This is a genomic window from Vibrio sp. SALL6, from assembly GCF_002002385.1.
GTDB classification, from domain to species: Bacteria; Pseudomonadota; Gammaproteobacteria; order Enterobacterales; family Vibrionaceae; genus Vibrio; species Vibrio parahaemolyticus.
In genome coordinates this window covers 1-24,934 of sequence record NZ_MQVK01000020.1, presented here as the reverse complement: position 1 = coordinate 24,934, position 24,934 = coordinate 1, and the positions used below count along the sequence as shown (strand labels likewise).

General features: G+C 46.1%; 22 protein-coding genes. 12 read left to right on the top strand and 10 right to left on the bottom strand.

The annotated features are described in order from the left end of the window. Positions 1–36 precede the first annotated feature (36 nt). Together BIW15_RS12120 and BIW15_RS12115 are read right to left on the bottom strand one after the other, a co-directional pair. Positions 37–3,804, bottom strand: coding sequence for a translocation/assembly module TamB domain-containing protein (locus BIW15_RS12120; protein ID WP_077281112.1), 3,768 nt, complete (start codon positions 3,802–3,804; stop codon positions 37–39). Continuing rightward, entirely contained in the window at positions 3,801–5,513 is a 1,713-nt protein-coding gene (locus tag BIW15_RS12115; protein ID WP_077281111.1) for an autotransporter assembly complex family protein, read from the bottom strand. Before BIW15_RS12115 ends, BIW15_RS12120 begins: the two co-directional genes overlap by 4 nt. A gap of 167 nt (positions 5,514–5,680) precedes the next feature. Between BIW15_RS12115 and msrA the strand changes: the two genes are divergently transcribed. After that, entirely contained in the window at positions 5,681–6,319 is a 639-nt protein-coding gene (gene msrA, locus BIW15_RS12110) for a peptide-methionine (S)-S-oxide reductase MsrA (protein ID WP_005454656.1), read from the top strand. An 83-nt stretch (positions 6,320–6,402) separates the two neighbouring features. Here the strand turns inward: msrA and BIW15_RS12105 are convergent, their stop codons facing one another. Then, positions 6,403–6,603: a DUF1107 domain-containing protein gene (locus BIW15_RS12105; RefSeq protein ID WP_005454667.1), complete on the bottom strand. Its 201-nt coding sequence runs from the start codon at positions 6,601–6,603 to the stop codon at positions 6,403–6,405. Positions 6,604–6,815: 212 nt separating this feature from the next. Between BIW15_RS12105 and BIW15_RS12100 the strand changes: the two genes are divergently transcribed. From BIW15_RS12100 to BIW15_RS12070, 7 genes are all read left to right on the top strand, one after another. Beyond that, positions 6,816–7,367 (top strand): YtfJ family protein, encoded by a 552-nt coding sequence (locus tag BIW15_RS12100; RefSeq protein ID WP_005454650.1) that lies wholly within the window; start codon positions 6,816–6,818, stop codon positions 7,365–7,367. A 159-nt stretch (positions 7,368–7,526) separates the two neighbouring features. After that, positions 7,527–7,826 carry a DUF2607 domain-containing protein gene (locus BIW15_RS12095; RefSeq protein ID WP_005454649.1) on the top strand — a complete coding sequence of 100 codons (300 nt, stop codon included), beginning with the start codon at positions 7,527–7,529 and terminating at the stop codon, positions 7,824–7,826. A gap of 128 nt (positions 7,827–7,954) precedes the next feature. After that, positions 7,955–8,578 carry a DUF2796 domain-containing protein gene (locus tag BIW15_RS12090; RefSeq protein WP_025517587.1) on the top strand — a complete coding sequence of 208 codons (624 nt, stop codon included), beginning with the start codon at positions 7,955–7,957 and terminating at the stop codon, positions 8,576–8,578. 64 nt (positions 8,579–8,642) lie between these two features. Continuing rightward, positions 8,643–9,371 (top strand): ABC transporter ATP-binding protein, encoded by a 729-nt coding sequence (locus tag BIW15_RS12085; RefSeq protein WP_025554261.1) that lies wholly within the window; start codon positions 8,643–8,645, stop codon positions 9,369–9,371. Beyond that, positions 9,368–10,627, top strand: a complete 1,260-nt coding sequence (locus tag BIW15_RS12080) for an ABC transporter permease (protein ID WP_077281110.1) — start codon at positions 9,368–9,370, stop codon at positions 10,625–10,627. Before BIW15_RS12085 ends, BIW15_RS12080 begins: the two co-directional genes overlap by 4 nt. 2 nt (positions 10,628–10,629) lie before the next feature. Next, positions 10,630–11,124, top strand: coding sequence for a DUF3299 domain-containing protein (locus tag BIW15_RS12075; protein ID WP_005479671.1), 495 nt, complete (start codon positions 10,630–10,632; stop codon positions 11,122–11,124). Between the two features lie 317 nt (positions 11,125–11,441). Then, positions 11,442–12,347: a TIGR03899 family protein gene (locus BIW15_RS12070; protein ID WP_005454670.1), complete on the top strand. Its 906-nt coding sequence runs from the start codon at positions 11,442–11,444 to the stop codon at positions 12,345–12,347. 90 nt (positions 12,348–12,437) lie between these two features. On the opposite strand, the gene cysC is transcribed toward BIW15_RS12070, so the two are convergent. From cysC to cobA, 5 genes are all read right to left on the bottom strand, one after another. Continuing rightward, positions 12,438–13,055 carry an adenylyl-sulfate kinase gene (gene cysC, locus BIW15_RS12065; RefSeq protein WP_005454655.1) on the bottom strand — a complete coding sequence of 206 codons (618 nt, stop codon included), beginning with the start codon at positions 13,053–13,055 and terminating at the stop codon, positions 12,438–12,440. A gap of 24 nt (positions 13,056–13,079) precedes the next feature. Further along, positions 13,080–14,804: an SLC13 family permease gene (locus BIW15_RS12060; protein WP_005454668.1), complete on the bottom strand. Its 1,725-nt coding sequence runs from the start codon at positions 14,802–14,804 to the stop codon at positions 13,080–13,082. Between the two features lie 231 nt (positions 14,805–15,035). Beyond that, the gene (gene cysN / locus BIW15_RS12055) at positions 15,036–16,466 is read right to left on the bottom strand and encodes a sulfate adenylyltransferase subunit CysN (protein WP_077281109.1); all 1,431 of its coding nucleotides are present in this window, start codon (positions 16,464–16,466) and stop codon (positions 15,036–15,038) included. Between the two features lie 18 nt (positions 16,467–16,484). Continuing rightward, positions 16,485–17,393 carry a sulfate adenylyltransferase subunit CysD gene (cysD, locus tag BIW15_RS12050; protein ID WP_005454659.1) on the bottom strand — a complete coding sequence of 303 codons (909 nt, stop codon included), beginning with the start codon at positions 17,391–17,393 and terminating at the stop codon, positions 16,485–16,487. 59 nt (positions 17,394–17,452) lie between these two features. Further along, positions 17,453–18,328, bottom strand: coding sequence for a uroporphyrinogen-III C-methyltransferase (cobA, locus tag BIW15_RS12045; RefSeq protein WP_031858198.1), 876 nt, complete (start codon positions 18,326–18,328; stop codon positions 17,453–17,455). A gap of 266 nt (positions 18,329–18,594) precedes the next feature. Between cobA and cpdB the strand changes: the two genes are divergently transcribed. Together cpdB and BIW15_RS12035 are read left to right on the top strand one after the other, a co-directional pair. Further along, positions 18,595–20,556 carry a 2',3'-cyclic-nucleotide 2'-phosphodiesterase gene (gene cpdB, locus BIW15_RS12040; protein ID WP_179115281.1) on the top strand — a complete coding sequence of 654 codons (1,962 nt, stop codon included), beginning with the start codon at positions 18,595–18,597 and terminating at the stop codon, positions 20,554–20,556. 108 nt (positions 20,557–20,664) lie between these two features. Beyond that, complete coding sequence (locus BIW15_RS12035; protein ID WP_077281107.1) at positions 20,665–21,237, top strand: Crp/Fnr family transcriptional regulator; 573 nt, start codon at positions 20,665–20,667, stop codon at positions 21,235–21,237. 57 nt (positions 21,238–21,294) lie between these two features. Here the strand turns inward: BIW15_RS12035 and dbpA are convergent, their stop codons facing one another. Continuing rightward, positions 21,295–22,674 carry an ATP-dependent RNA helicase DbpA gene (gene dbpA, locus BIW15_RS12030; RefSeq protein WP_077281106.1) on the bottom strand — a complete coding sequence of 460 codons (1,380 nt, stop codon included), beginning with the start codon at positions 22,672–22,674 and terminating at the stop codon, positions 21,295–21,297. Positions 22,675–22,820: 146 nt separating this feature from the next. Here dbpA and BIW15_RS12025 point away from each other — a divergent pair, with 146 nt between their 5' ends. Then, positions 22,821–23,282, top strand: a complete 462-nt coding sequence (locus tag BIW15_RS12025; protein WP_017449007.1) for a GNAT family N-acetyltransferase — start codon at positions 22,821–22,823, stop codon at positions 23,280–23,282. Between the two features lie 66 nt (positions 23,283–23,348). On the opposite strand, the gene BIW15_RS12020 is transcribed toward BIW15_RS12025, so the two are convergent. After that, complete coding sequence (locus BIW15_RS12020) at positions 23,349–23,948, bottom strand: LysM-like peptidoglycan-binding domain-containing protein (protein ID WP_005496937.1); 600 nt, start codon at positions 23,946–23,948, stop codon at positions 23,349–23,351. Positions 23,949–24,180: 232 nt separating this feature from the next. On the opposite strand from BIW15_RS12020, the gene BIW15_RS12015 reads away from it, so the two are divergent. Beyond that, positions 24,181–24,801 (top strand): FKBP-type peptidyl-prolyl cis-trans isomerase, encoded by a 621-nt coding sequence (locus tag BIW15_RS12015; protein WP_005496936.1) that lies wholly within the window; start codon positions 24,181–24,183, stop codon positions 24,799–24,801. The last annotated feature ends 133 nt before the right edge of the window (positions 24,802–24,934 follow it).

The window sequence follows — 24,934 nt, the reverse complement described above, 5'->3', positions numbered from 1 at the left end:
CTTAGCTATGAGTTCTGTGTGGTTAGGACGTGCGCCCTAATCAAATTCAAATTGATAGAGTAGGTCAACTGCGCTATCTACACCAGATACCGCCTCTAAATACAGGTCTTGCATCAATCGGTAACGCACCGTGAACTCACCCAGCGAGTTGAAGATGCCAACACCATATTTAACCTGTAGACCTGGCAAAATGTAACCACTCACCGTCACTTGAGAGTCATCACCCGAGCCAGCCGTATCAAGCTGTAAATCTTGTACGCCAAAGGCTTCACCGATTTCTCCAACAACACGACCGCTTTTCGCCAAACTCAGACCAATTAATGTGGTCGTCATCGCGTTACCACCCGACTCACCATCAATATCTTGACCACGAAGCAGGTAAGACAACGCGTTGGCTTGTGGCATCGCAGGCTCCGAGAAAATTTCCACACTCGGATCGGAAGCAGGGCCAGTCACACGCACACCTGCGATCACATCGTCTTGAGTATTGTCAGGGTTACGAATCGCTTTGATCGATACATACGGTTGATCCGCTGGACCGTTCATTAAGATCTTACCTTCTTCGATCACCAAATCTTGACCAAATGAACGGTAAGAACCGTCAACGATGTTTACCTCACCAACGATGAATGGTCCTTTGTCTTTTTGTGTCACGTTAAGGCTACCTTTCAAGCCGCCCTTCAAGCCAAACGCCGCAAGTTGGAAGTCGTCACCAATCTTGATGTTGATGTCCGTTTCGACGTTGAATGGCATAGCCGTCACTTCATCAACTGGCTGTAAATCCTTGTTCAAAATAACGGTATCACTCGAAACACCAACCGCACTTGGTGGCAGTTCCTCAATGACGATACGCCCCCATGGCAGATTGATGTTACCTTCCACCTTCGCCAACTGCGGTGTGACATCAATGGTCATGTCCGGCTCAACTTTGATTTTGACCATCGGCGGCATATCAACTTTCAGCTCTTTTGCAAACACGCGGGCACGAGTTCGCCAGTCTTGCAAGTCACGCCAGTCAGCATCACCGGTGATTTCTAGCTTACCGTCAGGCGTAATGATCCCAGCATCCAGATCCGCTTGGTGACCTTTGAAGTTGATCACGACTTGTCCGGAGTTGATGTCGATTGGCGTCACTTCGCCTTGCAGCTTCATTTGATCGATAAGGAACTGACCATTCACTTTTGGATGCATTACATCACCAGACAAGGCCAAATCAGTATTCATATTCGCCTTGAACAAGCTGTATTCCCCGATCAACGGAGCCAAGAAGTCCAAGTGGAACGTAGAAAGCGCAACCTTACCGTCAATAGTTGGCTTCTCAGATGAGACATTCAGTAAAGACACCTTACCAGACAAGTCACCGTTATCTTTCACATCAAATAACCACTCAGCATCAAGCTTGTCTTTCGCTAATGCCGCTTTAAAGCTGAAGCTGTCCCAGCCCACTTTAATTGGCTGCTCTAGTGCTTGTTCAACTTGGCCTTTTGGCATGTTGACACTCAAGGTAACTTCAGGCTTTTTCTCTGGAGCCCATTTAGCAAAAGCCTGTGCATTAACTGAGCCTTGCAGCTTGGTTTCTGGCGGCAGGAATTGTTTGATTTGGTCGAAATTAAAATCATTGATCGCTAACTTCGCTTGGCCACTCTTACCGACACTAATATCTTCGGTTAGACACACACTCGACTTCGCTTGCAACCAACAATGGGCTTGAACATTCGCGATCTGTTTGTCGATATTGACCTTCACCGCAGTCGATTTTTGCAGTGACCAAGGACCTTGTTGCGAGCTCAGCGTCAAGCGGCGCAGCGCCCCATCCCAAATCATTTCTGGCTTCTGCTTAAACGTCCCTTCGATTTCCAAACTGGTCGAAACCAGATCAGACACCACATCAAGCGTCAGTTGATGCAGTTTTTCATCTCCAGAGACTTCAAGATCCGCGCTATCAACTTTAATGTCGTCGTAGGTAATATTATTCGCAATAAGGCTTAAGTTCGCTTTTGGTGCTGGCAGAGGCGTCACATCGCCCTTTAAGGTGATCGTTTCTACATTCGCCTGTTGCTGCCAGTTGATCTGATTTAAAGCGAGATCAAGATTGATATCAGGCTCTTTCAAACTACCACGTAGCGCTACTTTACCTTGCATCTTACCCGCAAGATCAGGAACACTTTTCGCAAAATCAGGGAAGTTAACCTCAACATCCATCAAAATTTGTTTGTCGATCTTGCCCTTCGCACTCAGTTGGTTCGGGCCATGAGAAAGCACTAAACCTTGAGTGGTTAGTTGGATGTCTTCACCTTTGCCATTCTTATCAGACGCTTCAAGTTGCCCTTCGACATTCAATGGATAACCTCGCAAAATGCCGTCGATGTCTAACTTAGGCAAACTGACTTGCCAACCACCTTGTTCCGTTAACGATCCCGAAGTCGAGAGGCTACCGCTGATATCCCCTTCTGCTTCTTTCCACTGCAATCCTGGTTGAATATTCTTCAGGTTCAGGTCGGCTTGCCAGTTGATTGGCGCCGCCCAATTCGCCATAACTTTCCCGGAAAGTTCGCCCCCCAAAGTTTTCACTACAAGGCTTTCGAGATCGATTTGCTCCAGCGTACCTTTGCCGTTCAGCGCAACATCAACGGCAGGAATGTCTTTGCCTGACGCTTTGGTTTCTAATGCGACTTCGTAACCATCAAGTGAACCTTTTGCCGCCAAACTTGGTACAGAAACCTGATAATCACTTTGCCCAAATAGCGGCCATTGCGCTTGAACATTTTTGATCGATACATCAAACGGCAACTGCGTTTTAAGCGGTTGGATGTCACCTTTGATCTCCGCTTGTACAAGCTCGGAAAGCGTAGCATTTAACGATAAATCCCCAACCGAACCAGAGGCCGAAAGCGACAGTTTTTGTCCCTTCGCATCCGCTTGCTTCACTAACGCGTCCAATTGCGCTTTGATTGGGTAATCAGCAGAAAGGGTCACTTGTGTGCTTAACTTGCCTTCCACTTCTGGCATGTCGAGCTCTAACGTTTTGACATCAACACGCTCACCACCCGCTCTTGCAACCAAACCAAGATGATTGACGATCACTGGCGTTTCACCCGCCAGTTTAAAATTATGAATATCCAGACGGCGCGCTTCCACCGTCAGTGGAATCCATACTTCAGGTAACACAATATCTTGCGGCGTAGCGTCAGTTTCTTTCGGCTCCTCGGCAGCCGCTTCAGGTTCAGCTTCACTTGGTGCGAGCGCAACATTGATGTCTTTCAATGCGGTTGGTGCGATCACCAAACGATCGCCCTGCATCGACAAAGCGGTCGAGAACGTTTGCCAATCAATCTGATTGCCTAACACATTGACGTTGATGTCATTAAAGCTGACTTTATTGACAAAAATTGGCACTGGCGTGCTGATAGAACGCAGCGGTGGTGTTTCTTCTTCAGGCTCTTCACTGGCAGGTGGCAATTCTGGCATTTGGAAGTTAACACCTTGCAGCGCCAGTTCATCAACACACACTTTTGGGTCAAAGAAACAGCGGAAGTTAATCGCCAACGCAAGGTGCTCGACTTTCGCATCAATATGTAAAGACTCATCAACAAAGCTGACATTTTTCAGTGCAAAACGAGGGAATAGCGAACCTTGAATGCTCTCGACTTTGAGCTGAGGTAAGGCTTTCTCTGCGCCCCAAATCGCCAACTTCAACCCTGGATGGGTAAACAGTACCGTTGCGACAAAAATAGTGATTAACAACAGCAGACCAATCAAACTTAGTGATAACCACTTGGTCCACTTAAACATCTTTTTGATCATAGCTCAGGCCCCAAAGAGAAGTGGATGCGGAATTCGTTGTTTGGCTTTTCATCCAGCCCCCACGCAAAGTCGAAGCTTACCGGTCCCACAGGTGAAGCCCATCGAATACCAACCCCGGCACCAGATTTCCATTCAGGTGTGTCATTAAACGCATCACCAATATCGTAGAACGTTGCGGCCCACCAGTTGCCGTAAACACGATATTGATACTCTAAGGTGCTGCTTAAGATGTATTTCGCACCCGTTAATGCGCCACTTTCATCGACAGGTGAGATGGATTCATAGCCATAACCACGGATGTTGTTGTCACCACCAGCAAAGAAACGCAACGATGGCGAAAGCTTTTCAAATTCCTCCGTGATGTTAGCCCCCCCTTCGAGACGGAACAAACCACGATGGTTTTCGCCGAAGCCACGAATCCACGAAGATCGCCCAAGCAAACGCAATACTCGCGTTTCAGATAGTAGCGCCGGATCGCCGTATTCAACCGTTACGCTTTGCTTATCGCCCCACATTGGCATACTGCCACCACGGACACGAGTACGCGAAAAGGTTGCGCCAGGAAGCACAAACTGCACGCCATCATCTTGCAAACCTTGCGAGAAGTTTTCGTACAAGTGACGAACGTACACGGTTTTGTGCCAACCACCGTCCGTTAACCAGTGTCTTTCTACCGCAAGGTTTGATTCCAAACTCTCAGTATCACGGTTGTCCAAATGCTTCAGACCAAATTGCAATTGATAGTATTCACGTAAGACGTCGTCTAATGGAATTTTGTAGCCGGCGGTGATGGTTTGTTCTGGTTTGGAGAGAGAAAGCGCCGTATTAAAGCTATGGCCGCGTGCACTTACCCATGGTTTTTTCCATTTTAAAGTGCCGCGCACACCCGTATCGGTGGAGTAACCAATACCGGTTTCAATTTGGTTTTTCGCAGCAGGCGCTAACGAGACTTTAATCGGCAACTCGCGCCCATCTTCAAGCTTGCTTAAGTCGGGCTCAACAAACACGGAGGAGAACCAATCGGTGTTAGATAGGTTTTGGTTGTATTCACCCACATCAGAGACAAGATAAGGTTCGCCAATTTCAAAAGGTCGCATCGACTCAACACGGTTTTCCCAGATCTGGCTTCCCGTAATTTCTACCGGACCAAAGTGATAGCGAATACCGCTGTCGTAGTGCAAACGCACATTGGCTTCATTCAATTCAGGGATCACTTCCAGCTTGTTAAGCTTAAAGTCACCATTGAAGTAACCACGTTGCAAAGCCAGGTTGCGAATCCCTGATTTAAGGCTGTCATACTCACCCTGATTTAAAATCCGCCCAACTTTTAAAGGCGATTTGGCGATGAGATTCGCAAATTCTTCATCCTCTTTCGCTTCACCGCTGATCACGACATCCATTACTTTGATCTTAACTGGTAAGCCTTTGTGGATGTTAACGATCAGCTCGTCATTCCCTTCGGAAATAGAGTATGAAATTTTTGCATGATAATAGCCAAGCGCATTCAGCGCTTCAGTGATACTTTGATCCAATCGCGCCTGAAAGCGCAGCGAAGTGGAGTAATCCTTCTCTGGAATCGAAGACAGGTACGCTTTCACGTTATCTTCCAGTGCGCCATCGATGCCTTTAAGCTTTAAAGAAACATCGGCATACGCGCTCTGAGAAACAACCAACAAGCCAACAATGATGGGGAGAGCTTTTTTTATCATGCTTTTTTAGCTGAATGAGGTTAAATAAACGTAAATAATGATAACGCCAATTAAAGGCTAAGTCTGTAATATTAATAGGTTTACCGCGGTCTATGTCATAACAACATCAGATACAGACGAAATGAAAAAGTTCGCAAATTTAAGACACGTATTAAAGGACAAATACCATGCTCAACAAACAGACATTAATCAGTATAGAAGATGCCCTGCCTGGTAGAGAACAACCAATGCAGATTGAAGATTGTCATTTTGTAAATCAATCGAGTCTAACGGCACCATTAGCCCATCATCAGCAACAGATTTTGTTAGGCATGGGGTGCTTTTGGGGCGCTGAGCGTCTCTTTTGGCAATTGGATGGCGTGGTTTCAACATCTGTGGGTTATGCGGGTGGGTTTACACCAAATCCAACCTACGAAGAAGTGTGTACGGGTAAAACCGGTCATACTGAGGTTGTGAGAGTCGTGTTTGATGAGCGTGTTATCTCACTAGCACAACTCCTTGCGGTATTTTGGGAAAAACACGACCCAACTCAAGGCATGCGCCAAGGTAACGATCTCGGCACACAATATCGATCTGCGATTTACACGTACTCTCAAGAGCAGCAAGAAATTGCTGAAAAATCAAAGCTTCAGTATCAACAAGCATTAGAAGCTGAGCTTCGCTCAACGATTACTACTGAGATCGTCCCAGCAGGGCCTTACTATTTTGCAGAAACCTACCATCAACAGTATCTTGCAAAGAATCCGGATGGCTACTGTGGCATAGGCGGCACAGGTGTTTGCTTCCCACCAAGCTTGCAAGGCTAATCAAACTGCACTGAAACGAGAAAGAGCGACCAAGGTCGCTCTTTTTAATCTTTCGCTTTTTGGGTTAACACGCCATAAATGATTTAGGCGGATAATGATGAAATTGCTTGGTTTACTTCTTTAAAGACAGCCAGTCGCTTTTGATCTTTCACATCAGGAAGCAGCACTTTGCCATTATCAAAGCAGAAACTTCCCACTCCAACAATGAAGAATTGCCCTTTAAACAACGTCTTTACGAAACGGGCCACTTGTAGTGGTCGATATACAGCAAACTCACGTAGCATAATTCACCTCAATTCCTTTGAGAAAACCCCGATTGCTTATTCTCTGCAACCTTAATGCGCATTTTGCGACGGACTTCAGTGTAGCAAATTCTAACTACAACGCAACATTACACCACTGCATACGTTAAATAAATGTTATCAACAATTCTACAAATTTGCCGGGACTGGATATATACTGGCTTAACTCCCAAACCCAAACGGAATATAACAATATGAAAACTAAGACTCTCCTACCTCTACTGCTTGCTCTTTCTCCAAGTTTGGCTTTCGCACATAACTTGTCGGTTGGTGAAACCGTTCCACCTGCACAAGTCGGCGCATACGGTGAAATTGTTTTACAAGGTGAAGGTGTGGCTTACCAGCCTTGGGCAACACAGCATATGTTAGGTAAAGTCCGCGTAATTCAAGCGATTGCTGGTCGCAGCAGTTCAAAAGAAATGAACGCACCGCTGATGACTGCAATTACCGCCGCTAAATTCCCAGAAGATAGCTACCAGACCACCACCATCATCAACCAAGATGATGCGATTTGGGGCACTGGCTCATTTGTGAAATCTTCTGCACAAGACAGTAAAAAAGAGTTTCCTTGGTCATCAATGGTATTGGATGAAAATGGCTTGGTGGCGAACACTTGGGGGCTAAAAGAAGAAAGCTCTGCGATCATCGTACAAGACAAACAAGGCAAAGTACTGTTTGTAAAAGAAGGCGCATTGACGCAAGACGAGATTACACAGGTGATTGGCCTTATCAAGCAAAGCATTTAGTTCGAGATGACGGCTCCTGACTCGGCATCAATCAGGAGCCTCAATCACACGGTATCCCACTAATATGCTGTGTTAAATTTTCCTCACCAGACAAAAGAGTGAACTTTTGCCAATAATGAGTGTTATATTATAACACCCGTTAGGATTTCAGGCGTTCAGATGTACTTTTCTTGGCAAACCATTTTCAGATCTTGGCATCGCACTGTTGTACTTTTCAGTGTTGCTTTGCTGATCATCTGGAATTTTGCTTCGATCTTTCATCAAGTCGACCTCACACCAGAGCATCATACCCATCATCACTGCCAACTCTTTGCTGGCGCGCAACATGGTCTCGCTAAAGCACAACCGGCAATCCCTGTGCCGTCATACACTCGGGCCCATTATGATGATGTCTCAGAGCGCTCGCATCATGTAGAAGAAGTATTCAGCGCTGCGCGTGCACCGCCTTATTTTGCGTAAACACTCAAACACAACCCAATTACGTTATTTCCAACGTGTATAGACGCGTTTCAATAACAGAACGTCAAATGAGTACTAATCTGAAATCAACCAGATCTCGGATTTATCAGCAAAATTAGGAAAGTAAAATGCCATCTAAACAGGTTTTAGCGATCGTTATCGGTTTGTCTCTATCGACAGTCGCAACAGCAGAAGAATACCGCCAACACAGTGCGCACGTTCATGGTCATGTTGAATTTAATATTGCCCAAGACGGCAGTGACTTGCTGCTCGAAATCACAGCTCCTGGTGCAGATGTAGTCGGCTTTGAACACGCACCAGAAAATGCAGAGCAAGAGAAAACACTGCAACACGCAGTCGCAACGCTAGAAGATAGCAACGCACTGTTTGCGATTAACCCACAAGCACAATGCGAAATTGAAGAAGTTCATGTTGAACACTCGCTTGGGGGGCAACATGAAGAACATGAGCACCATGATCATGAAGGCCATGATCATGATGAACACGCCCATCACGATCACGACGGTCATGAAGGTCATGAAGGTCACGACCATTCAGAGCACAGCGACCACGGTGAATTTACCGTGCAATATCGCTTTCATTGTGCCCAAGTCGGCGAACTCAGCCATATTCAAACTGATTGGTTTAACCAATTCCCAAGTACTGAATCGGTAAATGTAAACCTATTCACAGATACGACTCAATCAGCCACTAGCTTAACCAAAAGCAACACTCAAATCGCAATCAAATAACCCAAATAGCGTGTAAGTACCCACTTACACGCTGTGTTTTTTTAATTCGCTTTGGTGATTTATTATGACTGATTCAGCATCAAACGTGGTTGAGCTCAAACAGGCTCAGTTTGTCTGGCCCGGTTCAGAGACCGCGGTGATCAATATTCCTGATTTGCAGATAGCGACGGGTGAGCATGTCTTTATCAAAGGGCCAAGTGGCTGTGGAAAATCCACACTTTTAGCTTTGCTCACCGGAATCAATACGTTAAGTTCGGGCTCGTTATCAGTACTCAATACGAACTTAGCGACGCTGAGTTCAAGCCGCAGAGATAGATTCCGCGCCGACCACATTGGTTATATCTTCCAGCAATTCAACTTGCTGCCGTATTTGAATGTCATCGACAACGTATTACTTCCTTGCCAATTCAGTAAAGTGAGACGAGATCGCGTGACACCAAACGCCTCCAAAGCCGAGCTTTTAGCACAAGCGACAACCTTGTTGGAGCGGCTTCATTTACCGACAAATTTACACTCTCGCCCAGTGTCAGAGCTGAGTATTGGACAACAACAGCGAGTGGCGGCAGCTCGTGCGCTAATAGGGCATCCTGCGTTAGTCATTGCTGACGAGCCGACATCTGCACTCGATCATGATAATCGCATGGCGTTCATCGAACTGCTGATGGAACAGGCTAATCAAGCCAACGCGACATTAATCTTTGTCAGCCATGATCCAACTTTAGAAAGCTTGTTCGATCGCACCATTAATCTGCCAGAAATAAACCAAAGCAGTGACATGGAGGTGCTAGCGTGAGTGCTGTAATCAAACTCGCTTGGAAAAGCTTGATGAACCGCAAAGCGACAGCGGTGTTGACGATCATGACGGTAGCAATATCGGTAATCTTGCTGCTTGGCGTAGAACGTATCCGCACTCAAGCAAAAGACAGCTTTGCGAACACCATTTCCGGAACGGACCTAATTGTCGGCGGACGCTCAGGCCAAGTGAACTTACTGCTGTATTCAGTCTTTCGTATTGGTAACGCAACCAATAATATCGATTGGAAAAGCTATCAAGAATTCAGCCAGCATCGCGCGGTTGATTGGGCAATTCCCATTTCGCTCGGAGACTCTCACAAAGGCTTTCGAGTGATGGGAACCAATCATAGTTACTTTGAGCATTATAAGTACGGAAGTAAGCAACCACTTACTTTCTCGAAAGGGAAAGAGTTCAATGGATTATTTGAAACCGTACTCGGATCGGACGTCGCCAAACAATTGGGTTACCAGATAGGCAGTGAAATCATCATTGCACATGGTATCAGCGATGTTAGCTTCAGCCGTCACGATAAACTGCCATTCAAAGTTGTTGGTATTTTAGCTCCAACTGGCACACCAGTAGATAAGACGGTTCACGTCTCGTTAGAGGCGATCGAAGCCATTCATGTCGGTTGGGAAAGTGGTGCACGCTTGGGCCCAACACCGGATGCCAAGGTATTACAAGAAAGGGACTTTCAACCAAAACAGATCACTGCCATGTTTGTGGGCTTGAAATCGCGCATTCAAACTTTTGCGTTGCAAAGGCAGATCAACAACTACCCGAAAGAACCTCTCAGTGCCATTATGCCCGGTGTCGCGCTACACGAATTGTGGGGCATGATGTCTGTCGCAGAGCAGGCCTTGATGGCGGTTTCTGGTTTTGTGGTTATCGCGGGTTTACTCGGCATGTTAAGCAGCCTACTGACCAGCTTACAAGAACGACGTCGAGAAATGGCCATTTTACGCGCTATGGGAGCACGCCCGCGCCACGTTTTTTCTCTGCTCATTAGTGAAGCGAGTTTACTCACAGCAGCAGGTATCGTCACCGGCGTTTTGGGGCTGTATGCGATACTCGCCCTACTTCAGCCCCTAATTCAACAACACTACGGTATAAATCTCACGTTAAGCACGCTTTCTGCGTACGAATGGATGCTGCTTAGCTTTGTACAATGCGCCGGTATTGTGATTGGTTTTATTCCAGCCTTCCGCGCCTACAGACAGTCACTCAGTGACGGAATGACCATAAGGATCTAACGATGTGGAAAAAAGTTTTAGCCAGTTGCTTACTCGCGATTGCATTTACGACGCCGGTCATGGCGAGTGATGAGCCATTAACGCTCGACTGGATCGATCTGGTTCCTGAAGCGGAACGTAAGCTGTTCGACAGCGTGGGGATGCCCGCATCTGATCACAGTGGTGGCGCGGCGCAGCAATCAAAAATCGGTAACGTCAGACCAGAACTCAATGGCAGTCAGGTCAAAATCCCTGGCTTCGTGATTCCTCTTGAGGGAGATGCCAACACGGTGACGGAATTTTTGTTGGTGCCGTATTTTGGGGCGTGTATCCACGTACCACCACCACCACCAAACCAAATCATTTACGTGAAATTTCCGAAAGGCGCACCAGTACAGGAACTTTGGGATGTCATTTACGTGGTGGGAACGTTAAAAACCGAAACCATTAACCATGAACTGGCAGAAACAGCGTATGTGATTGAAGGTTCAAAAATCGAAGCCTACGACGATATGTAGTCGTCGATTTCGAGGTACACCAAAGGCGTCGCATCGGCGCCTTTGTCATCTTTAAATGTTAAACAATGTAGCGCGATAAGTACGCTAACACGCCCACATAAAGAATCAAAAGAAACGCTATCGACAGGTGCTTTTTCAGTTTACTTGCTTCCGAGAACTTCATCGCTCCTCCAAAATAACGATAACAATTTTAACAACTCATTATCATTTTGGATAGGCCTATTCCTTCAAAATCTGAGACGCTCTCTCTGGTCGCCTCGCGGATTAAGGTGTAAATTGAGGCAAGCGTCAAACGCAAGCTCTTGGTAGGAAAATACATGGCAGAACCAACGAAACAACCTGTAGTGATTGAACACCAGCCTAATACGCAGAAAAACGGTCACCACGACAAGAAAACGGGTTACATCAAAGACAGTGCGAGCAGAATTAAAAACATCGCTCAATCTCATGGCCTCGACGCTCTGTTGCAAACTGACCCTCCTGCCAAATCCGCATTAGAAAGAGCACAACTGCGAGACCAACGACGCCAAGAGCAAAGACAAAAAAACCTTGAGCAAATCCTAAAACTCGCGCACAGCGCTTGCCGCGATGAAACCGCAGGTGAGCCCGATCAAGATTGGTTGTATCGATTTTTTGATATGGCCCAAGACATCCACAACAGTTCAATGCAGAAGTTGTGGGCGCAAGTAATGAAGCGTGAAGTGACCAACCCAGGTTCCACGTCGATGAAAGCGCTGAAAGTCCTTAAGGATATGTCCCCAAAAGAAGCGCAAACACTACAAAGAGCAGCCTCTTTGGCGTGCAGTTTTGGCGGCGATAACAGTAAAAAGTTATTGATAGGCTATAAGGCACATGGCGGAATATTCAACTTTGGTAAACGAGATACCACCAGCAATCTGAATATGGGCAGCTTTCAATTGCCGTACTCAAGTCTATTAGTATTGATTGAATTGGGGTTACTGCATAGCACAGAACTGGAATCAGGAGAGATCGGCATTGAAACGCCATTGATACTGGCATATCAAGGCAAGAATTTGTCTCTGCAAGTGAATACGAAGGGCATCCGTCTGCTGTACTACCGTTTCACGCCGACGGGTAACGAACTGTGCAAACTGCTTGGCAACAAGCCAAATTCCCAGTACTACGATCAAATGCTCGCCTTGTTAAATCAAAAGTTTAGCGTAAGCACCGAAGCAAGCAGCAGCGTGAACTATACCGTTTAGTTTCGCTCTAGGAGCTTTAGGTCACCTATGATCTAAAAGCTCCTCAAGCATTACACGAGGCTTTTTTCCACCCATGATCCAAAAGCTGAGTTAGCTGATCACACGACGCTGTTTAAGCTCATTCAAACACAACTCAACCAACTCTTCGACGCTCTTCTCGCCTGCTGGCAAATCAATTTCTGGATTGATTGGCGCTTGATATTCTGAATCAATACCCGTGAAATTTGGGATCTCACCTGCTCGCGCTTTTTTGTATAAACCTTTTGGATCTCGGCCTTCGCACACTTCGAGAGATGCATTCACAAACACTTCAATGAACTCACCTTCGGGCAGTAAATCGCGAACGAGTTGACGCTCAGCACGGTGAGGAGAAATGAACGCGGACAACACAATCAAACCCGCATCTGCCATCAGTTTCGCCAACTCGCCAATACGACGAATATTTTCACGGCGATCTTGTTCAGAAAAGCCTAGATCGCTACACAGGCCATGACGAACATTGTCACCGTCCAACAAATAAGTGTGGTAGCCCAACTCAGCTAAACGATTCTCCAGCGCGCCCGCGACGGTTGACTTACCTGCACCAGATAAACCAGTAAACCAAAGCACTGCTGGTTTCTGTTTTTTCAGCTCAGCACGAAACTGTTTATCAACCGTGTGCTGATGCCAGACAATGTTTTCATCTTTTACCGGTGTTTCAGCGGTCATAACGAATCCTTGTATTTATCGGAATTAAAACGGAAAGAAGACCGGTATCAATGTCAGTACCAATACGGAATACACAATCGAAATCGGCACACCAATTCGCACATAGTCGGTCAATTTGTAATTACCTACACTGTAAACCAACAAGTTGGTTTGATACCCGTAGGGAGAAATAAAGCTCGCGCTTGCGCCAAACAATACCGCCATAATAAATGGCATCGGATCCACTCCGTACCCGACAGCCATGCTATAGCCAATCGGAAATGCTAACGCGGCAGCGGCATTGTTGGTCACCAATTCAGTCAGCACCAAGGTCATGATGTATGTGGCCACCAGCGCACCAAATACGCCCCAGCCGTTAAACGCTTCGATAAACATTTCGCCCATCCTGACAGACAAGCCCGATGAAATCATCAGCTGCGCAATAGAGAGCGCAGAGCCCACAATCACCACAATATCAATGGGAAAACGGCGGCGAAGCTCAGAGATTTGCACTATGCCAAACGCAATGAGTGCAATGATGTATACCGCGAGCCCTTTAATGATCGGCACAAGTTCAAGTAGTGCACAGGCGATAACCGCAGCAAAACCAATCAACACAATCGTCGATTTATTGGAGTCCAAACGTGCGCTGGAATCTAAGTCGTGCACTAACACAAATTCTTTACGGTGCGCTCGACGCTCAGATTCGAAACGCTTGCCCGGCACCAGCACTAAAGTATCGCCCGGAGCTAAGGTAATACTGCCCAATCCACCTTCCAAGCGCTCATGCCCACGACGAATGGCGACAACAACCGCATCAAAACGATCGCGGAAGCGGCTTTCTTTCAAGGTCTTATGGCAGAAGGTTGCAGATGAGCTGACCACCACTTCAATAAAGTTTTGACCATTCAAATGCTGTTGCCCAAATAGCGTCAGCCCCGGAATTTCTTGCAAGGTCGCCACACTTTCGACATCACCACAAAACAGCAGGCGATCTTTCGCTTTCAGCACGAAGTCGGGGCCTACTGACGATACCGTCACGCCATCACGAACCACCTCTGCAAGAAACAACTTACGCAGCGCACGCAGATTGTTTTCACTGATGGTACGGCCAACCAAAGGGGAACCTGGTTCAACACGAGATTCAAGGAAATACGGTAAGTCTTCTTGGTTTTGGTCATCGTAACTTGGCAGCAAATAGCTCAGCGGAATAAGAATTAAAAGACCACCAGCTAAGACAGCCAAGCCAATCATCGTCGGAGTAAAAAAGCTTAGACTCGGTAGCCCTGCATCTTCCACAAAGCTATTAATAATAAGGTTGGTCGAAGTACCAATAAGCGTTAATGTGCCGCCAAATATCGCCGCGTAAGAAAGTGGAATCAGTAGCTTAGAAGGCGCGTGCTGTTGATTGCGTTTAATCGCACCAATCAAAGACACAACAACGGCCGTATTGTTGGTAAAGGAAGACAGTAAGGCGGTCGATAACCCAAGCTTGGCGATCACACTGCCTAAATGACCTTCTGAAATACTACGGCTCACCCAACTGATCAGTAACGTTTTTTCTAATGCACAAGAAGCGAGAATCAGCAGGACCAAAGTTAACAATGATGAGTTGGTAAAGTTCGCAGCAATGGTCGTGGAATCCATCATTCCCGCCATGAAAGCAATAAAGGCTGCACCAGCAAAAACGTAGCTCGGCTTAATCTTAGTCACAAGCAAACAAGTGATAATGCCAAGCAAAATCGCTAATACAAATCCTTGTTCCCACATAGCCTTTCCTTACCAAACAGCTCGAAACGAGCGAAACAAACCGCAACACAACGACAGTGTGTAGAGCGATAAAACAAGTAACCAGAGCAAAGCAAAGCGAAAAAGAGTGCCAGAATGCTCAGTTTTCTTGGGCTTCACTGAACATTCCGGTGTTAGAGGCAGCCTAACCGCATTTCGCACTCGGTTAGGCTGTGAACCTAGACACTAATAACGTCCCTAGGTTTACTGCCATTACTTCTTGAGTAACTGGCTTAGGTCTTTAGCTTCCCAATGTGGGAAGTGTTTGCGAACAAGGGCGTTCAACTCAAGTTCAAAGGCAGATACATCAGCTAAACCGCGTTCAAGCTCTGTTAAGCTTTCTTTCACCATACCAGCACCAACGGTCACATTAGTTAGGCGATCGATGATGATGAAACCACCGGTATCTGCGCAGTCTTGGTAATTGTCCAAAGCTACTGATTCATTGAGCGACCACTCACACAAACCAATGCCATTTAGAGGCAGTTCCGCAGCACCATGTGTCGACAAGTTATTGATGTCGTATTGGTGACGAATCGACTCTACGTGACCAACGGTCTTCTTACCTGCAATCTTGATGTCGTAATCACGACTAGGTTGCAACGGCTGCTCAGTCATCCACACCACATCGGCAAGCAAATGGTTGGTGGTTTGCACTTGCGCGTTCTCAAGCACGATCAAATCACCACGGCTGATGTCAATTTCATCATTCAGAGTCAGCGTAACGGCTAGACCAGCTTGCGCTTCTTCAATGTCGCCATCAAAGGTCACAATGCGAGCGACAGTCGACGTTTTACCGGACGGCAATGCTTTAATAGCATCACCGACTTTCACAGAGCCAGACGACACCGTGCCCGCAAAGCCACGGAAATCAAGGTTAGGACGATTCACGTACTGAACAGGGAAACGGAATTCACCCGCACCTTTTTCGTAGTCCACATCCACCGTTTCTAGCAACTCAAGCAACGATGGACCTTCAAACCAGTTCAGGTTCTGTCCTTTATCCACTACGTTGTCGCCTTCCAGCGCTGAAATCGGGATAATTTGAATATCAATATCGCCAGTTAGATTTTCAGAAAACTTCAGGTATTCATCACGAATTTCTTCGAAGCGCGCTTGTGAGTAATCCACCAAATCCATCTTGTTGATTGCGACAACAAAATGTTTCAAGCCCAATAGGTTTGAAATGAAAGAGTGACGACGCGTTTGATCCAAAATGCCTTTACGGGCATCCACTAAGATCACCGCTAAATCACACGTCGATGCGCCTGTCGCCATATTACGCGTGTACTGCTCATGTCCTGGGGTATCAGCAATGATGAACTTCCGCTTCTGCGTCGAGAAGTAACGGTAAGCAACATCGATTGTGATGCCTTGTTCACGCTCAGCCTGCAGACCATCGACAAGCAACGCCAAATCTGGCTTTTCACCCGTCGTACCAACGCGTTGGCTATCTGAGTGAACCGCTGCTAGTTGGTCTTCATAAATTTGTTTTGAATCATGGAGTAAGCGACCAATCAGGGTGCTTTTCCCATCATCCACAGAACCACAAGTCAGAAATCTAAGCAGAGACTTGTACTGATGTTGTTTTAAATAGCCTTCGATACCAAGCTCGGCTAATTGAGCTTCAACTGCACTGTTCATTCTCTTTCCTTAGATCTTTTAGAAGTAACCTTGACGTTTCTTGAGTTCCATCGATCCTGACTGATCGTGGTCGATCGCGCGGCCTTGACGCTCACTTGAGGTCGCCACCAGCATCTCTTCAATGATGCCCGTCAGCGTATTCGCTTCAGATTCAATCGCACCTGTCAGTGGATAACAGCCCAACGTACGGAAACGCACGCTTTTCTCTTCAATTACTTCACCCGGTTGAAGCTCCATACGGTCATCATCCACCATGATCAGCATGCCATCGCGTTCGACAACCGGACGCTTATCGGCAAGATAAAGCGGGACAATTTCGATGTTCTCTAGGTAGATGTATTGCCAGATATCAAGCTCGGTCCAGTTAGAAAGTGGGAACACTCGAATGCTCTCGCCTTTATTCACTTGACCGTTGTAGGTTTTCCAAAGTTCTGGACGTTGGTTTTTCGGATCCCAGGTATGGTTCTTGTCACGGAACGAATACACTCGCTCTTTTGCGCGTGATTTTTCTTCATCACGACGAGCACCACCAAAAGCAGCATCGAAGCCATATTTGTTTAGCGCTTGCTTAAGACCTTGCGTTTTCATGATGTCCGTATGCTTTGACGAGCCATGAACAAACGGGCTGCATCCCATTGCGATGCCTTCTGGGTTCTTATGAACCAAAAGCTCAAAACCGTATTTTTCCGCAGTACGATCGCGGAATTCGATCATTTCGCGAAATTTCCAATCGGTATCCACATGCAGCAGCGGAAATGGGATCTTACCTGGGTAAAACGCCTTACGCGCCAAATGCAGCATCACTGATGAATCTTTACCAATCGAATACATCATGACTGGGTTATCAAACTCAGCAGCAACTTCGCGGATGATATGAATACTCTCCGCTTCGAGTTGTTTAAGGTGAGTTAAACGTTGTTGGTCCATGTTTTGTATTTCCTTTTTAAGCTTGAAGGCGCGTTACGTCTCTAATCTTTGGACTGAAATTATATGGAGTTGGCAATAGCACTTTTGTTGAAATCAGTACTAGACAAAAACCAATCTAACTTTTGAGACAATCGCACTACCTCTCCTACGACAATCAAAGATGGCGCCTGAGCTTCCTTCGATAAATCAGATAGTTGGGAAAGCTCTCCCGTAAAAACTTTTTGCTGAATTTGCGTACCGCGCTCGATAATAGCAATCGGAGTTGAAGCCGCTCTTCCGTGCTGAATGAGCTGATTCTGAATATAGTGTGATTTCATGAGTCCCATGTAGATCACTAAAGTCTGATTACCACGAGCCAGTGTTGACCAATCCATCTCATCACTTTCTTCTTTCAAGTGACCAGTAACAAAAATGGCCGATTGAGCATAATCACGGTGCGTCAACGGAATGCCAGCATATGCTGTTGCTCCTGCTGCGGCAGTAATACCAGGCACCACTTGAAAACGAATGCCAGCATCAGCCAACACTTCTAGCTCTTCTCCACCGCGACCAAATACGAAAGGATCACCGCCTTTTACTCGTACTACTCGGTATCCTTGCTTAGCAAAATCAACCAAAAGTTGATTTGTCTTTTCTTGCGGTACACTGTGGTGCCCTGCACGCTTGCCAACACAAACTAAAATCGTATCGCTTGGGATCAGCGCCATGATCTCTTCAGACACCAAATAGTCGTACAAGACCACATCCGCCTGTTGTAAACAGTTCAGTGCTTTAATGGTGAGAAGTTCAGGGTCGCCAGGGCCAGCACCAACCAATGCAACTTCGCCTGGTTTGAGTGACTGCTTTACAAAACGAGTGACGCCAGACACTTGGTTGTCAGAAACCAACCTCGGCTTTTGTACAGGTAAAGTAGTGACTGAATCGTTCGTTGCCATGTGCTTGCTCATCGTCCATTGATATTGTGATGCAGGCATTATGGCGGGGTGTTTTTATTACCTGAAATTCTAAAATTTCATTTTTTATTCAAAAATCTGCTAAGAAGTTTTTGTTTGGTCTCATTCAAAATCGTGAAAAAGTCGGCGTTTAATATGAAAAGGGTTCAGTAAAATGTCGTTGATTCACAGTTTTCTGCACCTTAATCATTAAGTTGCATTAAAATTCGTTACACTCGACTTCCTATCCCATTAAATTGGAGCACCTCATGAAAATGGCAGTTAATCCTATTTCCGTCGCAGTTTTGAGTAGCATGTTGACGCTTGCAGGGCCAGCAATGGCAGACACGATCAAGCTTCGCATTATTGAAACCACTGACATCCACACCAACGTGATGGATTACGATTACTACAAAGACCAACCATCACAACAAATTGGTTTGAGCCGCGCAGCCACATTAGTTAAGCAGGCAAAATCCGAAGTGGAAAACAGCGTGTTGGTCGACAACGGCGACTTAATTCAAGGTAGCCCGATGGGTGACTACATGGCAGCAAAAGGCATACAGGCTGGAGAAGTTCATCCTGTGTACAAAGCCATGAACCAATTGCACTATGATGTGGGGAATATTGGTAACCATGAATTCAACTATGGTTTGGATTTCCTACAAAAGACGCTGGCCGGCGCAAACTTCCCCTACATCAACGCCAATGTGTTTGATAAGAAAACTGGCGAGCATTACTTCCAACCCTACCTGATCAAAACACACAGTTTTAAAGATACCGATGGCGAAGTTCATCAAGTAAAAGTGGGTTACATCGGGTTTGTTCCACCGCAAATCATGGTTTGGGATAAGAAAAATCTTGAAAGTAACGTGGTTGCCAAAGACATCAAAGAAACTGCAGAGAAGCTGATTCCGCAGATGAAGAAGGAAGGTGCGGACATTATTGTCGCGATTCCGCATTCAGGGGTTTCAACCGATCCATATAAACTAGGTGCGGAGAACTCGGTGTACTATTTAACGCAAGTAAAAGGCATTGATGCCATTGCGTTTGGTCACTCTCACGCGGTCTTCCCAGGCAAAGGATTTGAGAATCTACAAGGCGTAGACAACAACAAAGGCACCATCAACGGTGTCACTGCCGTCATGCCTGGCCGTTGGGGTAGCCACGTGGGAGTCATGGATCTGGTCATCGAGCAAAAAGACGGCCAATGGCAAGTAGTGGAAGGACAATCTGAAGCTCGACCAATTTTCGACAAAGCAACTAAGAAATCGCTTGCAGAAGCAGACCAAGGCATCATTAAAGCACTCGAAGACGATCACAAAGGCACCCGAGAATTCGTTAACCAACCAATTGGTAAAGCGAATGACGTGATGTACAGCTTCTTGGCTTTGGTGCAAGACGACCCAACAATCCAAATCGTTAACCTTGCACAAAAAGACTACGTTGAACGTTTCATTCAAGGCGATCCAGACCTTGCTGACATTCCAGTTTTGAGCGCGGCAGCGCCGTTTAAAGTGGGCGGACGTAAAGATGATCCGAACGGCTTCACTGAGGTAGAATCTGGCCAACTGACTTTCCGCAACGCCGCCGACTTGTACCTATACCCAAATACGCTCGTCGCAATGAAGGTGAAAGGCAAAGAAGTACATGAATGGCTAGAGTGCAGCGCGGGCCAATTCAAGCATATTGATGTCAATACGACTCAGCCACAATCGTTAATTGATTGGGATAACTTCCGTACGTACAACTTTGACGTGATTGATGGTGTGGAATACCAAATCGACATCACTCAACCACCGAAGTACGACGCGAGTTGTAAAGTCATTAATCCGGACTCCCAGCGTATCGTGAATCTGACTTTCAATGGCAAACCAGTTGATCCGAAACAAGATTTCATCATCGCGACTAACAATTACCGCGCGTACAGCAATACCTTCCCTGGCACGGGTCCGAACTTCATTGCATTTGACTCTCCAGACGAAAACCGTTCTGTGGTTGCTGCGTACATTTCTCGCGTGAGTGAGGAAAAAGGCGAAGTCACGCCAAGCGCTGACAATAACTGGTCGTTCGCACCAATTAAGTCAGACAAAAAACTGGATATTCGCTTTGAAACCTCACCGAGCGAAAAAGCTTCGCAGTTTATCCAAGATAAAGGCCAATACCCGATGAAACGCGTTGCAACTGACGAAGTGGGCTTTGCGATTTATCAGATCGATTTAAACAAATAAGCGACTCCATGTTCAAACTAGCGGCTCCTCAGTGAGCCGCTTTTTGTTACTGCGCAAAGCAGTTAAGATAGTTCAAATGCGCTAACCCTTTCACTGCAGATAACCTTCATGCAAAACGACGTATTTTTCGATCTCACTCAACATGGCTTTTCAGAAGACGAAGCCTCACAACTCATGGTCTATGGACAAGAGTTAGAATTACCCACTAGGCACATTCTTAGCCATCAAGGTGAATTTAGTTCTCACATCTACTTCATTCTGGAAGGGTTATGCCACGCAAGCTATCTCACAGAGAAAGGCAAGGAATTCAGCAAAGAGTTTTATTGGGAAAAGGACTGGGTGATCGGCTTTGAAAGCGTGATAAAAAGTCAACCTTCACCGTACTTATTGGAAACGCTGACCGCATGTCATTTATTCTGTTTGCCTATCGAGGCATTGCATCAATGGCGCGCCGAAAAGCACTCAATTTACCTAAAATTGCTCGAAACGCAGTTGATGAACAAAGAGAATAAAGAACGTGTTATGCTGTTGTATTCGCCTGAGGAACGTTACCAGCTATTTTGCCACCACTACCCAGATTTAGAACAACGCATTACCGATAGCCAAATTGCGGCTTACCTCGGCATTACAGCTATCAGCTTAAGCCGTATTAAAGCGCGTTTAGCAAAAGACAACAAATAAGAGACGCACCAAACAAAAAAGCTCTTCCAACGAAGAGCCTTTGTTCAATCTAATGACTTATTTAAGAAGACGCGCTCGGAACTGACGCCCTTTCATCTTCCCCGTACTGATAATTTGCAGCGCTTTCTTCGCGGCAGACTTTTCTACAGCAACGTAAGAACGCACAGGGAACAAATGAATCTTGCCCACTTGCGCACCTGGGATGCCATTTTTGCCAGTCAAACAACCAAGAATATCGCCAGGACGAACTTTTTGCTTCTTGCCGCCATCAATGTTGATGGTCACCATCTTCGCTTGGTATGGCTGCTGATTTGATTTCGCTGGCAAGGTCGCGGGTACCACATCCATCTCTAAGTACTCTTCGATACGAGCAACACGTAGACCGTCTTTTTCGCCAAAAAAGCTGAGCGCCAAACCTTTACTGCCTGCTCGGCCAGTACGGCCAATACGGTGCACGTGTACCTCTGGGTCACGAGACAGCTCAAAGTTGAACACAGCATCAAGATTGTCCACATCCAAACCTCGTGCCGCCACGTCCGTTGCCACAAGAATAGAAACGCTCTTGTTCGCAAATTGCACCAGTGCTTGATCACGTTCACGCTGTTCAAGATCACCGTGAATATCGATCACGCTAAAGCCGCGATGGTGTAATTCATCCGCGACATTTTGCACTTCTTTCTTCGTATTACAGAACACCACCGCCGACTCTGGTTGGTAAGTCAGAAGAAGATTGGCTAGCGCCTCATCACGCGCTTCAGTTCCTTCTACTTTGTAGAAGTATTGAGCAATGCTGGAAGTATCGTGAGTCGATTCAACCTTGATCATCTCTGGCGATTTCATAATACGCTGAGCGATTTTCTCGATCTTCTCTGGGAATGTGGCGCTAAAAAGCAATGTCTGACGCTGTTTAGGCGCCGCATTAATAATTGCATCTAAAGCATCTTGGAAGCCCATTTCTAGCATACGATCGGCTTCATCCAGCACCAATGTATTCAACTCTTCCAAGTTAATACGGCCTTTCTCAAGGTGATCCAGAATACGCCCCGGAGTACCAACAAGGATATGTGCACCATGCTCTAACGAACCAATTTGCGGTCCCATCGGCATACCGCCGCACAACGTAAGTACTTTAATGTTATGGATACCACGCCCTAGCGTTCGAATTTCTTTAGCAACTTGATCCGCCAGTTCGCGAGTCGGACACAGCACCAAAGCCTGCACGCGAAATCGTTTTACGTTTAGATTTGATAGCACGCCAAGACCAAACGCCGCTGTTTTACCCGAGCCCGTTTTACCCTGACCAATTACGTCACGCTGATTCAAAATCGCCGGTAAGCTTAACGCTTGAATTGGCGTCATATGGGTGTAGTTCAATGAATCCAGCGTTTCTAGTAGCGCTGGGTTCAGGCCTACTTGGTCAAAAGTTTGTTTGCTCACAGGGAAATATCCTCAGGTGGGATGAAAAAGAGGGCACATTATCGCCAGATTTTCTGGGAAGACCAGTGAAAATTAACCATTGTTAATGAGTATTGAAACAAAAGCGAGTACATTCAGGCACTCTACTATCATTATGGACGACGGACATGACCACTTGGATCACTTTGCCTTTTGCTCAACTAACTACCTTACAACTGTATGAGATGCTGCGCTTACGCGTCGACGTGTTCGTCGTCGAGCAAACTTGCCCGTACCCGGAGCTAGATGGTAAGGATATTATTGACGGCGTTCATCACCTACTCGGCTACCACAATGATGAATTAGTTGCCTGCGCTCGGCTTCTGCCAGCTGGAACCACTTACGATAACGTCAGTATTGGCCGAGTCGTAACCAAACAAACAGCCCGAGGTGGTGGCTTAGGCCATCGGCTAATCACACAAGCCATCCAAGCATGTTCTACGTTATGGCCCGAAAAAACCATAGACATTGGTGCACAAGAACATCTTATCGATTTTTATGCTCACCATGGATTTGAAGTTATGTCTGACAGTTACTTAGAAGATGGAATTCCACACGTAGACATGCGCAGGAAGCATTCGACTCAATAAACCTCTACAAAACTGCAATAAAAAAGACGCGAGATGATCGCGTCTTTTTTAAATCTACAACGGAAACTATTTGTTTCTGCCGAAGCTGCCATCCGATAGACGGAAGAACATAACCGAATGATCGCTCTTTTCCAGTTGCAACATATCTAACTGGCCGTTTTCTGAGAGTTTAAAACGGATGAGTTGCCCCTGCTTGATATGGCTCAGTGGCTTATCGCTTCCTTCTATTTTTACTAAGGCGCTAAGGTCAGCCATAGAAAGCTGATTGTTGCGAAAAACTTGAGCTAACGTATCACCATTCTTCACATGGTACTCTTTCCAGTCTTCTGACTTAGGCCCCGAGTTTTGCGACGTACGTTGCTGACTTAGGCTTTGCGCATTTAACTGGATCGCAACACGCTGGCTATCCCCTTCACCCTGCGGTTCGACTAACGGTTCCGTTTTTTTCGGTAACGGTACAATCAGAAGTAGAAGTAATAATGGCATTAACACCATCAAAGCTCGTTGATGGAATTTAGGTAAGCGCTGCCAAAATGCCTTGATTGGTTCTACACGTTCCAACCACTTACTTTTGTTGAACGGCTGCTTCCAGTTGATAGCAGCGAACTTTTGTTTGACCAACTCGACGTAGTCGACTTGCTGCTTTTTCTTTCTGCGACGATTCATGTTGATGTGTCCCTTAATACTTCTACTACCAGTATAAAAATACCAGCGCGGAGAGTATATGGTTTTGACTAAAGTAAAATGGAATTTGGTTTAAATTAGCAGAAATTTCACTTGGAGTAAGAGATAAGTCACACGCTGACTGGTCAGATAACGCAATCACCAGCAATTATTTAAACCTAAGCTCGAAACTGATATCCTGTTGCCTTTATCACTCCTAATAAGAGCGACATTCATGTCTGAAATTAAATTTGAAACTGCAGAACAAAAAGCAAGCTACGGCATTGGTCTGCAAATGGGTCAGCAACTAGCAGGCTCTGGTCTGGAAGGCCTTAGCGTTGACGCTATCGCTGCGGGTATCGCAACAGCATTGACTGGCGAAATGCCATCAATCGAAATTGACGAAATCAACAATGCACTGCAAGAGCTACACACTCGCGCAGAAGCAGCTCGTCAAGAAGCAGCTAAAGCAGCAGCAGCTGATGGTGAAGCATTCCTAAAAGACAACGCTCTACGTCCAGAAGTTAATGTTCTTGAATCTGGCCTACAGTACGAAATCATCAATGAAGGTACTGGCGAAATCCCAACAGCTGATAAATCTGTACGTGTTCACTACCACGGTGAACTAACAGACGGCACAGTATTCGACAGCTCTGTATCTCGCGGCCAACCAGCTGAGTTCCCAGTAACTGGCGTAATTAAAGGTTGGGTTGAAGCTCTACAACTAATGCCTGTAGGTTCTAAGTGGAAACTATACATCCCACAAGACCTTGCGTACGGAGAACGTGGCGCAGGCGCTGCAATCCCTCCATTCGCAGCACTAGTATTCGAAGTTGAGCTACTAGACATTCTATAATTGAGACTTTTCTCAATGACCTACATAAAGCGGCGCATTAGCGCCGCTTTTTTTATAAAATAATAGAAGTTATCAGTCAGATGACCTAAAAAAAATAAATACAACAAATAAGTTAAAACGCTCAACCGTCGGA